Raw genomic sequence first — 13,752 nt, 5'->3', positions numbered from 1 at the left:
AGGACCATGCCCGCGAGGAACAGCCTGCGGCGGCCGAACAGGTCGGCCAACCGTCCGAAGAGGAGGGTGAAGCCGGCAGCGGGCAGGATCAACCGCTGCCGGCTGGCGAACCGGGGCGGCGAGGCGTGTCGGCGGTCAAGGCGGTTCCTTGTCGAGTCGGGCCAGCTCGGCGACGTGCTTGACCGCCGCCAGTCGCCGGTCCCAACGGACGGCGAGGGAGACGATCCACCGGGCCGCGGCATCCAGGGCGGCGGGCTTCAGCGCGTAGCGGACTTCCCGGCCCACGCGGCAGCCGGACACGAGTCCGGCGGCGTCCAGCACGGCCAAGTGCTTGACGATCGCCTGCCGGGTGACGGGCAGCCGTTCGGCGAGCGCTGTCGCGGTAACCTCGCCGTGTGCGGCGAGCAGGTCGAGCAGTCGACGTCGGGTGGGGTCGGCCAGCGCGACAAGCACGCTGCCGACCCCCGCGACGTCGCGTTCCGCTTCGGTCACCCGGCCTGTTCGGCGCGGTCCTTGAGTGCGTCGAACACCTGCGGCCAGCCACCGCTGTTGTCGTTCAGCGCCTGCGTGCGCACGTCCTCGGACGCGGCGATCGTGGCGAAGCCGCTCTCCACGACGCGCAGGCGGGTCTTGTCGCCTTCGGCCGTCAGCGTGAACTCGACCAGCGTGCTGTTGTCGTCACGCAGTTCCTGGCCCGGGAACGCGCTGGCCCAGCGGTAGGCCACGTACGTCGGCGGCTCGACCTTCACCACGCGGACGGGGAACTCGCCGTACTCGGGGTTCTTCGCCAGCACCGACTCACCCTCCTTGGCCACCGCCACGCCCACGCCCGGGTCCACGGCCACCCAGAAGCCCGGCGCGGCGACGAGCGACCACACGCGCTCCAACGGCGCCGCGATGAGGGTGTCGCGCTCGATCCGGTCTTCGCTCATGGGAAGGACTCCATTCACTGTCGGGATTGGGTGCAACCAGATAGTTGCACAAAGCCCGGTGAGTAGCAACCCGCAAGTTGCAACATCTTCGGAGGGGGTTACGCGTCGCCGAGCAGTGAACGGGCGTGATCGCGGAACGCCCGGGTCGCCGGATGGGCCGCCACCTGCGGCGAGACCATGCGCACGGTCACGGGCTCGGCGTCGGTGATCGGCACGTAGCGGACGCCGGGGTGCGGATGGGTGTGCTCGGTCGCCTCGGTGGTCACGCCGACGGCGTCCCCGGTGGCGATGGCGGTGAGCCACTCATCCGTGTTGGCGACTTCGAAGGTGTGGGGGCGGCGTTCTGCCGGCCACAACGAGACGCCGGCACTGGAAGCGGTGGCGCAGAGTGCGACGGGGTGGTCGGCGAGGTCGTCCAGTCGCACGCCGGGGACCAGCGCGAACGGGTGATCTTCGGGCACGGCGGCCACCCGGCGTTCCCGGTAGAGGTCCAGGGATGCCAGTCCGCTGCCGGACAGTGGCGTCCGCACGAACGCCACGTCGAGCTCACCGAGCCGGAGCGCGGCCTCCGGGTCGTCGAGCCTGAACACCCGCACCTCCGCGTCGGGCCGTGCCTCACGCCAACCACGCAGCAACGGCACCGTGTGCCGGCCGAGCGCGGCCCAGGCGAATCCGACGCGCAGCGCACGCGGACCGGCGGTGACCTCGGCCAGCGCGTCGTCCACCTGGTTGAGGATGCGATTGGCGTGGTCCAGCAGTCGCGTCCCGGCTTCGGTCAGCGCGAGGCTGCGGGTCGTGCGCTCGACCAGTCGGGTGCCGAGCCGGCTCTCCAACTGGTCCAACGTGCGTGAGAGCGCGGGCTGGCTGATGCGCAGCACGGCCGCGGCAGCGGTGATGGTGCCTTCGTTGCCGATCGCGGCGAACGCGCGCAGGTGCCGCAACTCCACATTCATAACCACCAAGCATAAGTGCTGCGCAAACGGCATTTCCCAGGCGGTGGGAGCGGGCTCTAGCGTGACCGGCATGCAGATTGTTCTCATCGGCGCCGGTGGCACCCTCGGCTCGGCCGTCCACACCACCCTGATCGGGCGGGGCCACGAGGTCGTCACCGTCGGACGCTCCAGCGGCGACCTGCGCCTCGACATCGCCGACCCGGCGCGGATCGCCGAGATGTACGAGCGGATCGGCTCCGTGGACGCCGTCGTCAGCGCCGCCGGCGACACCCCGTGGAAGCCGATCACCGAGATGACCCCGCAGGACTACGAGGCGGCGTTCCGGGGGAAGGTGCTGAGCCAGGTCGAACTGGTCCGGCAAGGCCTGCGCCGGGTCGCCGAACGGGGTTCGTTCACCCTGATCACCGGTGTCCTGGCCCGCGAGCCCGTGCCCACCGGCAGCGCGGCGTCCATGGCGAACGGCGCGGTGGAGGCGTTCGTGCGGGCGGCGGCGATCGAAATCGCACCACAGCGCGTCAACGCCGTCAGCCCGACCGTGTTCACCGAGAGCCTGGACGACTACGGCGCGTTCTTCCCGGGCATGGAGCCGGTGGACCTGGCCAATGTGACCCAGGCCTACGTCCGCTCGGTCGAAGGCGCGCAGACCGGCCAGGTGTACTGCCTGTAGTCCGCTCAGGCTGTAGTCCACTCAGGACAGGCCTTGGGAACCGGATGGTTCCTGAGGGCCTCCTAGCCTCGCGTTCGTGAGAATCGGAATCCTTGGTGCAGGGGCGATGGCGGACGCGTTGGGCACGCGGTGGGCCGCGGCCGGTCACGAGTTGATGGTCGCCGGGCGCACGGAGTCGAAGGCGCGGGAGTTGGCGGGCAGGTGGGGAGGTCGGAGTGGAAGCTTCCGGGAGGTCGCCGAATTCGGGGAGGTGGCCCTGATCGCGGTCCTCTACCAGGGGATGGCGGCGACGCTGGACGGGATCGGGGACGCGCTGCGCGGCAAGGCGGTCATCGACTGCAACAACCCCGTCGAGGTCGAGCGCTTCACGCTGGTCACGCGGCCGGGCGTGTCGATGGCGCAACACATCGAGCAGGTGACCGGCGGGCACGTCGTCAAGGCGTTCAACCTCTGCCACGCGGACGTCTGGCGGATGGAGCCGCCCGTGTTCGACGGCCGACGGCTGGTTGTGCCGTACTGCGGCAACGATCCCGAGGCGGCGGAGCTTGCCACGCGGCTGATCGCCGACATCGGCTGCGAACCCCTGCGGGTCGGGGACCTCGGGCACGCCCACCACCTCGAAGCGATGGCCGCCGTCATGATCTCGCTGCTGTACGGCGGACTGGACACCCGTTCGGCGTTCAACCTCGTGGCCGACACCAGGGCAGGCTGAATCTCGGTCGCGCCGCGGTTCGATGGTGAATAAGTTCACCCTCGAACAGAGGAGAACCGTGGAGCACATCAACAAGCGCCTGATGAACTGGGCTTCCATCCTGGACCCTGGCACGCGTGAGCAGGCCGAGAAGGCCTCGCGGATGCCGTTCATCTTCCCGCACTTGGCGCTCATGCCCGACGCGCACCTCGGGAAGGGCGCCACGGTCGGCAGCGTCATCCCGACCCTGGGCGCGATCATCCCGGCGGCCGTCGGCGTCGACATCGGCTGCGGGATGATCGCGGTGCGGACCCAGTTCACCCAGGACGACTTCCGCCCGCGCCCGCTCGCCGCGCTGCGTGAGGCGATCGAGAAGGCCGTGCCGCTGTCGGCGGGCAAGTACAACAAGCACCTGACCTCCACGGCGCGCGAACGGGTCGGCGTGCTCGCGGCCCATGCGGAGAAGGCCGGTTTCGACCCCGGTTCCTACGTCGGGAACTGGGAGCTCCAGCTCGGCACCCTCGGCAGCGGCAACCACTTCATCGAGGTGACGCTGGACGAGACCGGGCAGGTGTGGCTGTTCCTGCACTCCGGTTCGCGCGGTGTGGGCAACAAGATCGCGCAGAAGCACATCCGGATCGCCCGGGAGCAGTGCGACCGGCGCTGGATCAGCCTGCCCGACCTCGACCTGGCCTACCTGGTCGAGGGCGAGGACGAGTTCTGGCACTACATCCGCGAAATGCGCTGGGCCCAGGAGTTCGCTTGGCTCAACCGCGAGGAGATGATGGACCGCGTCGTCGATTGCGTGACGGACTGGATCGGCCGTGACGTGGAACGACAGGAGGTTGTGAACTGCCACCACAATTATACGGAGCAGGAAACCCACTTCGGCAAGAAGGTGTGGCTGTCCCGCAAGGGCGCCATCAACGCCGAAAAGGGCACGCCCGGCCTCATCCCGGGCTCGATGGGCACCGCGTCGTACGTCGTGGTCGGCAAGGGCAACGCGCTCTCGCTGAACTCCTCGCCGCACGGCGCCGGGCGCGAGTACTCGCGGTCGGCCGCGCGCCGGGCGTTCAACCGGGAGGACCTGCGCAAGGCGATGGTCGGCATCGAGTACCGCGACACCGACGCGTTCATCGACGAGATCCCGGCCGCGTACAAGGACATCGACATCGTGATGCACGACGCGCGGGACCTGGTGGAGGTGCGGCACACGCTGCGGCAGATCGTCAACGTGAAGGGCGACTGACCACCCTCACTCGGGCCGGATGGCCTGTGCCCGGGGGTACTTCCGGCCGGGCACGGGCGTCGGCGATCCGGTGAACGACACCGGTGTGCCGGGGAGCAGCAGGGTGAGGCCTTCGGGGATGTCGTCGCGGGAGGCGTACCAGGAGCCGCCGCGGGTGTCGGTGATGAACCCGTGCGGCTGCCCGGTGCGCCACCCGGTCACCGTCCCGCGACGACGGCCCCGTGGCAGGCCCGCGGACGAGGCCACGGCCTCCGCGGAACGCACGAACGGGCGACGCAACGGGTAGTCGTCACGGTCGGTGGGCGTGAACAGCGTGTCGAAGGACGGTGTCACGGTCGCCGCCGCCCGCAGCGGAGCCGCGGTGCGCGGTGTCCAGGCGGGCAGCGACACGGACGGCACGTCCACCACCGGCACGGCCACCCGCACACCGCGACCGGTCAACCGGGTCACCAACGGGGTGAAGTCGGCGTCACCGGTGACCAGCACGACCCACTGCAACGGCACGGTGGTCGCGCGCTCCCACGTTTCGAGTGCGAAGTGGACGTCGACGCCCTTCTCCTTGCCCCCGTGCAACGGAAGGTCGTGCCGGACGACCCCGGCGGCGGCCAGCACGGCGTCGAAGGAAGCGGCGGGAGTCTCGATGCGACCGCGCACGTAATGCGCCTCGTGCAGCACGCAGTCGTCCAGCGGGAGCCCGGTTTCGGTGTGGACGTACCACCGCAACGCGTCGTGGAAGCCGTCGATCGAGACACGGGCCGCGCGCGGATGGGCGGTGGCGTAGAAATCACTCAGGTACGCGAACCACGTTCCGTCGTAGAACACACCGATGCGCACGATCTCCGCCACACGATCCACACGACCCACTCGTCCGACCTTACCCGGCCGAACGGGCGCGCCACGCGGGTCGGGCGGTCAAGCAGCCCGACCCGCGCAGAGCTGGTACTGCCTAGCCGAAGGTGACGACGAGGCGACCGTCCGAGGCGTACGACCAGCGCAGGGCGCCCGCGTACGAGGAGCACCGCGAACCGTTCGTGCCGGACCAGAACTGGTTGGAGCCGTCGACGTTGCCGAGGGTCCGGTCCGTCGACCCACTGCCGCTGCGGCACGACGTGTTGTTGCGGAACACCGAGGAGCCGCCGTCGAAGTTGAAGTTGCGCTCGGTGTTGTCGATGCTGACGTTGTCCGAGACGGTCATCGAGCCGAGGTTGCGGTTGTAGGTGAAGCCGTGTTTGCCGTTGTCGTAGGCGATGTTGCGGCGGATGATGTGGTTGACGCCGATGTCCTCGCCGCCGAGTTTGTAGCCGTTGCGGTCGCCGTTGCCGGCTTGGCCGCCGTTGCTGAGGGTGCCGTTCTCGTAGGCGAGGGAGTCTTCGATGGTGACCGCGCCGATGGGGCCGGTGTCGGTCTTGGTGTAGAGGTCCCAGCCGTCGTCGATGTTGTTGTGGGCGACGGCGTAGCGGAAGACGTTGCCGGGGCCGGAGGTGAGTTTGGCGGCGAAGCCGTCGGCGTCCTCGCCGTCGGAGTCGGCGTTGTCGTGCGACTCGGCGCTCAGGACGAGGTTGTTGGCCGGCCACTGGTCCTTGGGCGTGGTGGAGAGCATCCGGGAGAGCTGCAACCCGGTGTCGCGGTTGAAGCGCGTGATGGTGCGCTCGAAGATGTTGTTGCTGCCGCCGACGAAGATGCCGTTGTCACCGGCCCGCTCGACCACGATGCCGCGCACGTGCCAGTAGTTGCCGTTCACGGCCAGGCCGCGGTTGGCCGGGTCCTCGGCCTGGGCGGAGAAGTTGAGCACCGGGGTCTCGCCGGGCTGGGCGTACAGCTTCTTGAGAGCGCCTGAGGCGCCGTTGTTGCCCTGGGCGATGGTGACGGTCTGCGAGAACGGGTAGTTCCCGCCGCGCAGGAAGATCGTGCCGCCCTGGGCGATCCGGCTGATCGCCGAGGTCAGCGTCGTCGGGTCCGCCAGCGTGCCCGTCGCGCCGTCACGGCCGTTCGGGGCTACGTACAGCGTGTCGCCGGTCGGCGGCGGGGTGCCCTCGGACGTGAAGTCGAGGTAGTCGATGTTCGCCAGGCCCGCGGAGCTGGTCGGGCTGAGCCGGATCGTGTTGCTGCCCGCGTTCACGGCGGCGGTCACCGTCTTGGTGACCCAGGTGCTCCACGCGCCCGTGCCCTCGAACGACACCGGCTGCACGGTCGTGCCGTTGACGATCAGGTTCGCGGCACGGGCACTGGTCGTCCCGTTGGCGAATCGCACGGCCAGCGTCGCCGTGCCCGCCGCCGCGGCGTTCACGGTGAACTGGGCGTAGGCGCCCGTCGCGTTCGTGCCGTTGCAGAACCCGGTGCCGGAGAAGCCCGACCAGTCGCGGTCGATGGAGCCGGTGCAGACGGCGGGTGACGTCTCCGCCTCGTGGCGCGTCGTCGCGGCGTTGGCCGTTCCGAGCGGTAGCGCCAGCACGACGCTCGCGGCCAAGGCGACGGCTGCGGCTAGCGGTGTCAATCTCATCGTGGGATCTCCTGTGTCGTGGCTGCCGCCAATTCCCGCGATTCCACGAAAACGGACACCACTGCGCGAGCGCTCATGCGCGCCTCCTTGCGGGCAATCGGCCGGAACGTGACCTGCTCCCTCGTTCACGTCTCTGAACTGCACAAACGCTTTCGGGAGCGGTCTCAGGCACGTTAACTCAGCCGTTCCGGACACGCAATATCCGGGCGGTGTGCCACTAGGGGTTTCACAATCGTGAACAACGGCCCGGAATTGCCTTCAGTTCACCATCGTGAACAACCGCGGCGGCGGGCCGTCGAATTGATGTCGAATGATCACCACTGCTCGGCGCTCGCCCGAACGGAGCATCGGGAGTCGCGGAGATTCCTTATCACGGTGAATTCCGATAGAGGGTCACCCGGATGGTCGTGTTTGGTTGCGCCAATTCGCGAGCCGGTGGGACAGTGCTTGACGCGTCCGTGACCCAGGCCGCGTCCCGGCCCGTGTCGAGTGAATCGACCTGCGCGTCGCGTGCGTGAGCCGGTTTCCTGCATTCCGACTCGGCGGTGTCCGGTGCTGCTCGCAGCCCGGTGAAGCCGCGGCTTTGTCCTGCGTTCTTGTTGTGGGGTGGATCAGTAGCGGGGGGAAAACGGTGACAAATCGGGCGTGGGTAGGCGCGAGTCGGATTCGGTGGCTCGCGTCGGTGTGCGTGTTGGTGGTGGCGGCGAGCCTGGTGCAGCCGGTCACGTGGGCGCGTGCGGCGAGGCAGGGCCAGCCGCCCGGCGTCACGGCGGGAGCGGGACCGGTCGACCGCCCGGCGCCCGCGTCGGCCCGTCCGGACGAGGCGGTGCCGCCGGAGAAGTGGCCGCCCGTGGTGCCCGTGGGTGTGCGCGCCGGTGGCGAGCCCGTGCGGTTGTCCGCCGAGGACTGGGCGCGGGTGCCCAAGCCCGGCCAGGCCGAAGAGGTGTTCGCCGCCGTCCTGACCCGGCCGGGCTTCGCGCTCGGCGACACCTCGCTGGTGGCCTACTTCGACGTCCGTGAGGACCCCAGGCCCTGGTCGGCGTGGCGGGCGCGGGTGTTCGAGGCGTCCACCGGCACCGAACAGGCCTCCACCGTGCTGCCGCGCTCGGAGTTGCAGGTCCCGTGCGGCGCGGTCCGGCAGTTCTGCCGCACGTTCGGCGGCCGTGAGGGCTGGGTGCTCGACCCGGCCAAGGAGTACTTCGTCACGCTGGCCGCCATCCTCGACGGCGGTGGCGAGCTGGTGTCCGCGCCGGGGCCGAACACGCGTCCGCGCACGACGGCCGAGCCGCCGCCGATCCCGATCGAGCAGGCGTCCGGCTGCGGCTGCGGCACGGCGTTGAGCACGACCGGGGCCGGGCAGGCGTTCCGCGGCGACGGCGTGAACACGGCCACCGGCGCGTTCACCCGGATCGAGCCCGACCTGTCCATGGCGTCGATCGGCGTCCCGTTCACCTCGACGCGCGTCTACTCCTCGACGCTGTCCCTGCCGGGCCTGTTCGGGCCGGGCTGGGCCTGGACGTACGGGATGCGCGTGACCCCGACCGATGCCGGCGCCATGGTCCTGGCCGACGACGGCGCCCAGGTGCTGTACCGCCTGGTCGACGGCTCCTACCAGCGCCCGGCCGGCATCCGCTCCACGCTGCGCAAGACCGACGGCGGCTGGGAACTGGTCACCTTGACCCGGATCGCCTACGGCTTCGACGGCGAGGGCCGCCTCACGTCGGTCCGCACCGCGCGCGGCGTGGGCGTCTCGCTGGCCCACAACCCGGACGGCATCACCATCACCGACGCGTCGGGACGGACGGCGCGTGCGCGCGTCGTGGACGGCCTGATCCGCATGATCACCCTGCCCGACCACCGCAAGGTGCACTACGAGTACGACGCCGCCGGCCGGCTCGCGGTCTACAAGGACGCCCGCGGCGGCCAGTGGCGCTACGCCTACTCGGCCGAGGGCCGGCTGACCGAGGTCCAGGACCCGCAACCGCACCGCACCACGCTGGTCCGCAACGAGTACGACGCCGCCGGCCGGGTGGCACGCCAGTCCGACGCCGTGGGCAACACCACGAGCTTCGCCTGGAACGCGGCCGAGCAGGAGGCGACGACCACCGACGCGGACGGCGTCATCGTCCGCGACGGCTACCGGGGCAACGTGCTCGTCTACAGCCGGCGCGGCGCCGGCGACACCGACAACCACCGCTACGACGGCTCGCTGAACCGCAGCCTGCTGGTCAACGGCAACCACAACCAGCACGAAGCCCAGCACGACCTCAACGGCAACCCGACCGTGCGCAGGGCGCCGCAGGGCTTCGACGAGAAGACCAAGTACGACGAGCGCAACAACCCGATCGAGTTCACCGACGCCAACGGCAACGTCTGGAAGAACACCTACAACGAGTTCAACGAGCTGGTCCGCAGCGCCGACGCCGAGAACCACTCGATCAGCCACGCCTACGACGAGCGCGGCCTGCGCACCTCGACCACCGACCAGCGCGGCAAGGTCACCCGCTACGAGCACATCCCGCTCGGGCAGCCGAACTCCGGGCTGGTCTCGGCGGTCGTCTCACCGGAGGGCCGCCGGTCCGAGGTCGAGTACGACGACACCGGCCGCCGCGTCGCCACCGTCGACCCGCGCGGCACGCCCCCAGGAGCCGATCGCCGGGCGTTCACCACCAGGTACCGCCTGGACGAGCAGGACCGCGTGGTGGAGGTGCACGAGCCTGGCAAACGGCACCCGTGGCGGACGCACTACGACGAGGTCGGTCGGGTCAGCAGCACGATCAATCCCGAATGGGTGAAGGTCGAGTACCGCTACTTCGACAACGGGCGGCTGGCCTCGGTCGCCGACGCGCGCAAGACCACCTCGATCACCTACACCAACGCCGGCCGCCGTGCCGCCGTGCGGATCGAGATGGGCCATGGCCAGCAGGACATCGTCACGTCCTACCGCTACAACGCCAAAGGCCTGCTGCACCGGACGATCTCGCCACGCGGCAACGTGCCCGGCGCCGTCGAAGCGGACTTCACCACCACCTACCGCTACGACGCCAACGACAACCTCGTGCGCATCTCACGCCCGTACCCCGGCGGCAAGGTCGTCCACAAGGACATCAAGGTGGACGAGCTGGACCGCACCACGTCCACGGTGGACGAGTTCAACAAGCCGTCCACCTTCGCCCGGGACAACACCGGCCGCGTCACAGGGGCCACCGACACCCTCGGCCGCGGCCTGTCCATGGGCTACGACCGCAACGGCCGCCAGACCACCAACACCGACGCCGGCCGGAACACCACCAAGTCCACCTACGACGAGGCCGGCAACAAGGTCCGCCAGGAGAGCGCCACCGGCGGCGTCACCACGTGGGAGTACAGCGACGACGGCCTGCTGATCAGCACCACCGAACCGCGCGGCAACGTCGGGGGAGCGGACCGCGCGCGGTTCACCACCCGCTTCGAGTACGACCTGGCCGGCAACCGCACCAAGGTGATCGACCCGCTGGGCAACGCCACGGTCTCCGCCTACGACGCGAACAACCGCCTCAGCGCGATGACCGACCCCAACAACCACGCCACCCACTACCGGTACCGGGAGGACAACCAGATCGAGAGCGTCCACGCGCCGGACGCCAAGTTCATCCCGCACGCCCCGCACGTCGAGGCCACCGTCTACAGCTACCACAAGGACGGCCTCCTCGCCGCGATCCGCGACCCCAACCACCACGTGCGCCGCATCGACTACGACCGGGCCGGCCGCCCCACCAGCACCACCGACCCGAAGGGCCGCCGCGTCGAGGCGACCTACGACGTGGAGAACAACCTCATCGCCGCCATCACCAAGGGCGAGCACGAGTGGCTCAACGACGCCGAACGCGCCAAGCGGACCATCGTCGACACCTACGACATCGTCAACCGCCGCGTGACCCGCGCGTTGGGAGACAGCGGGCCCAAGTACTCGTGGGCCTACGACGCCAAGGACCGCATCACCGCCTACGGCGACCCGCTCGGCGTGCGGAAGATGTCCTACGACGACGAAGACCAGATCACGCGCGTCACCCGTGAGGAGGCGGGCGGGCGCAGCGAGACGTTCGACTACGACTACGACCAGCGCGGCAACATCACCAGCCGCGCCTACCCCGACGGCACCCGCGTCACCGCAGGCTACGACGCAGACAGCCGGGTGTCCGAGCTGACCGTGCGAGGCGGCAGCGCGGGAGCCGACGCGGCCACCTGGCGGTTCGGCTACGACGTCGCCGGCCGCCGCACCAGCACCACCCTGCCCGCCGCCACCGGCCTGGTGGAACGGCGCACCTACGACGACGCGGGCCGGCTGACCGCCATCGGCACCGACCGCACACCGGGCGCCGGTCCACCACCGGACGTGCAGGACCCGATCTCGGCGTTCAAGCTCGACCTCGACCCGGTGGGCAACCCGATCAAGGTCACCACCACCCGAGGCGGCGTGTCCGAGGCCGTCGCCTACGCCTACGACCCGGCCGACCGCGTCACCTCGGCCTGCTACGCCGCCGCCACGTGCGACAAGCACGCCGAAGCCGCCGGGCGGATCGACTACAGCTACGACCTGGTCGGCAACCGGCTGACCCAGAAGCGCACCGGCACCGCGGGCAGCGACTCCACCCGTTACGTGTACGACTCCGCCGACCAGCTCACCAAGCGCATCGTCTCGCAGCACCGGGCAGGCAGCGCGCCCGACGGCGAGGTCGTCGGCCTGCCGACCGTCATCGACTACGACTACGACATCAACGGCAACCAGACCAGGGCCGGCCGGGACACCTTCACCTACAACCTGGACAACACCCTCGCCAGTGCCACCACCGGCGGCCGGACGACGACGTTCTCCTACGACGCCACCGGCCTGCGGGTGGCCGCCGCGTCCGGTGACACGCAGCGCTGGTCCTGGGACGTCAACGGCACCCTGCCGCAGATCGCCCTGGACACCACCGCCGACGCCGCCGGCACGATCACCGAACGCCGTGGCTTCGCCTACGGGCCGGACGACGAGCCGTTGGCCCTGCTCGACTCCAGCGTCCACTCCTACACGCACGACTGGCTGGGCGGCGTGGCGAACATGCTCAGCCCGACCGGCGTGCCGGAGGGCGGCTACGACTACGACCCGTTCGGCAACCCGCGCGAGGGCGCCACCCTCAAGCCGGGTGACCAGGCAGGTCCGGCCAACCCGCTGCGGTTCACCGGCGCGTACCAGGACTCGAAGTCGGGCGAGGGCAACTACTACCTGCGTGCCCGCAACTACAACCCCGACACCGGCCGCTTCACCAGCACCGACCCCATGCCCCAACCAGGGCCTGCCATCTCCGCGTACGCGTACGCCGAGAACAACCCGCTGTCCTACACCGACCCCACGGGCGCGGTGGTCGACAACGGGGGCGGCAGCGGTTCGTCGTCCGAGACCGGTGCGACGCAGCCGACCGGGCCGAGCCCCGAGGACGTGGCCAAGGCGCAGCAGATCCAGAGCAAGAGCCTGGTCGACGTCATCCTGGAGGGCGGCGGCCAGATCCTGATGGAGTTCCTGGGCATCAACGACATCGTCAACTGCCTCAAGGGCGACATCGGCGCCTGCGTCTCCGTGGTCATCGGCGCCCTGCCGTGGGGCAAGATCTTCAAGGCCAAGAAGATCGCCGAAGCCATCTTCCGCGCCGGCAAGGCCGTCGTGACGTTCTTCCAGGAGCTGAAGTGGGCGCGCGCCATCATCCAGGGCGCGGAGAAGGCGGCCGAAGCGGCGAAGGCAGCCGCGGCGGCGGCGGCCAAGGCGGCGGCCGAGAAGGCCGCGAAGGCGCGGGCGGTGGCCGAGGATGCGGCGAAGAGGGCGGCGGCCAAGGCGGCCGAACGCGCGAAAGCCGTGGCGGCCAAGGCTAAAGCGGCGACCAAGAAACCGCCGAAGGGCTGCAAGACGCACAGCTTCGCGGCGGGGACGTTGGTGTTGCTCGCCGACGGGACGCGCAAGCCGATCGAACAGGTCAAGCCGGGTGACAAGGTGCAGGCCACCGAGCCCGGCACCGGCAAGACCGAAGGCCGCCAGGTCACCCGTTCGATCCGGACCGACCACGACAAGTCCTACGTCGACGTCACGGTCCGCGACGACAGTGGTTCGCACACCATCACGACCACCGACAACCACCCGTTCTGGTCTGTTACGCGGGGACGCTGGGTAGATGCCGCGCACCTGAAGCCGGGCGAACTGCTCCGCACGGCTGCGGGGACGCACGTCCAGATCGGTGCCGTGCGCGCGTATGCGGGCGTGCAGCGGACGTTCGACCTCACGGTCGACGGCACGCACACGTACTACGTGGTGGCGGGTAGCCAGTCGCTCCTCGTCCACAACGTCGACGCGTGCGACCTGGAGTTGGTCCAAGCCGCGCGGGAGGCGGCGAAGAACGCGCCGAAGGGCGTGTCCAAGATCGCCGCGGCGCGTCTGCGCAATGCCGGCAACGGCCGCCCCGGCGAGATCGAGACCGCGTACAGCGGCGCTGGGCACGGTGATCCGTTCTACGAGGACGCGATCACCGAACGGCTCCCGCGGGCCGGCGGCACGACCGATTGGGACTCGACGAACTGCGCCGAGGTCCGTGCGTGCAACCGTGCTCTTGGCGGGGCGCCGGACGATGAGCTGGCGACGTTGTCGAACGTCGAGTACGCGGTGGTGGACCGGGACGGCAACATCGTCGGCGCGTGCGCGTCGTGCTTGAACGTCATCGTCGCCGGTGGTGCGCGAAGCGTAGGTTGACGT

At 69.8% G+C, this 13,752-nt stretch carries 9 protein-coding genes; 4 read left to right on the top strand and 5 right to left on the bottom strand.

Features of this window, described 5'->3' with window-relative positions; genetic code table 11:
- Positions 1–135: 135 nt before the first annotated feature.
- From F4560_RS12985 to F4560_RS12975, 3 genes are all read right to left on the bottom strand, one after another.
- Entirely contained in the window at positions 136–492 is a 357-nt protein-coding gene (locus tag F4560_RS12985; RefSeq protein ID WP_184919844.1) for an ArsR/SmtB family transcription factor, read from the bottom strand.
- Positions 489–932: an SRPBCC domain-containing protein gene (locus tag F4560_RS12980; RefSeq protein ID WP_184919842.1), complete on the bottom strand. Its 444-nt coding sequence runs from the start codon at positions 930–932 to the stop codon at positions 489–491. Before F4560_RS12980 ends, F4560_RS12985 begins: the two co-directional genes overlap by 4 nt.
- Before the next feature lie 98 nt (positions 933–1,030).
- Positions 1,031–1,885 (bottom strand): LysR family transcriptional regulator, encoded by an 855-nt coding sequence (locus F4560_RS12975; protein ID WP_184919840.1) that lies wholly within the window; start codon positions 1,883–1,885, stop codon positions 1,031–1,033.
- Between the two features lie 70 nt (positions 1,886–1,955).
- Between F4560_RS12975 and F4560_RS12970 the strand changes: the two genes are divergently transcribed.
- The 3 genes from F4560_RS12970 (at position 1,956) to F4560_RS12960 (ending at position 4,492) form a co-directional block, all read left to right on the top strand.
- Positions 1,956–2,552 carry a short chain dehydrogenase gene (locus F4560_RS12970; RefSeq protein WP_246477788.1) on the top strand — a complete coding sequence of 199 codons (597 nt, stop codon included), beginning with the start codon at positions 1,956–1,958 and terminating at the stop codon, positions 2,550–2,552.
- Between the two features lie 76 nt (positions 2,553–2,628).
- Positions 2,629–3,264 (top strand): NADPH-dependent F420 reductase, encoded by a 636-nt coding sequence (locus F4560_RS12965; RefSeq protein ID WP_184919836.1) that lies wholly within the window; start codon positions 2,629–2,631, stop codon positions 3,262–3,264.
- 58 nt (positions 3,265–3,322) lie between these two features.
- Entirely contained in the window at positions 3,323–4,492 is a 1,170-nt protein-coding gene (locus F4560_RS12960) for an RtcB family protein (RefSeq protein WP_184919834.1), read from the top strand.
- A 6-nt stretch (positions 4,493–4,498) separates the two neighbouring features.
- Here the strand turns inward: F4560_RS12960 and F4560_RS12955 are convergent, their stop codons facing one another.
- Positions 4,499–5,356 (bottom strand): NYN domain-containing protein, encoded by an 858-nt coding sequence (locus tag F4560_RS12955; protein ID WP_312869290.1) that lies wholly within the window; start codon positions 5,354–5,356, stop codon positions 4,499–4,501.
- 82 nt (positions 5,357–5,438) lie between these two features.
- Positions 5,439–6,992, bottom strand: coding sequence for a right-handed parallel beta-helix repeat-containing protein (locus F4560_RS12950; RefSeq protein WP_184919832.1), 1,554 nt, complete (start codon positions 6,990–6,992; stop codon positions 5,439–5,441).
- A gap of 688 nt (positions 6,993–7,680) precedes the next feature.
- Here F4560_RS12950 and F4560_RS12945 point away from each other — a divergent pair.
- The gene (locus F4560_RS12945; protein WP_184919830.1) at positions 7,681–13,749 is read left to right on the top strand and encodes an RHS repeat-associated core domain-containing protein; all 6,069 of its coding nucleotides are present in this window, start codon (positions 7,681–7,683) and stop codon (positions 13,747–13,749) included.
- The last annotated feature ends 3 nt before the right edge of the window (positions 13,750–13,752 follow it).

It is taken from the genome of Saccharothrix ecbatanensis (assembly GCF_014205015.1).
GTDB classification, from domain to species: Bacteria; Actinomycetota; Actinomycetes; order Mycobacteriales; family Pseudonocardiaceae; genus Actinosynnema; species Actinosynnema ecbatanense.
This window is presented reverse-complemented; position numbering and strand designations above follow the sequence as displayed.

Bases quoted from the DNA above. Each gene is read 5' to 3' on its own strand.
- F4560_RS12980 (WP_184919842.1), bottom strand. From the start codon at position 932: ATGAGCGAAGACCGGATCGAGCGCGACACCCTCATCGCGGCGCCGTTG.
- F4560_RS12975 (WP_184919840.1), bottom strand. From the start codon at position 1,885: ATGAATGTGGAGTTGCGGCACCTGCGCGCGTTCGCCGCGATCGGCAAC.
- F4560_RS12970 (WP_246477788.1), top strand. From the start codon at position 1,956: ATGCAGATTGTTCTCATCGGCGCCGGTGGCACCCTCGGCTCGGCCGTC.
- F4560_RS12950 (WP_184919832.1), bottom strand. From the start codon at position 6,992: ATGAGATTGACACCGCTAGCCGCAGCCGTCGCCTTGGCCGCGAGCGTC.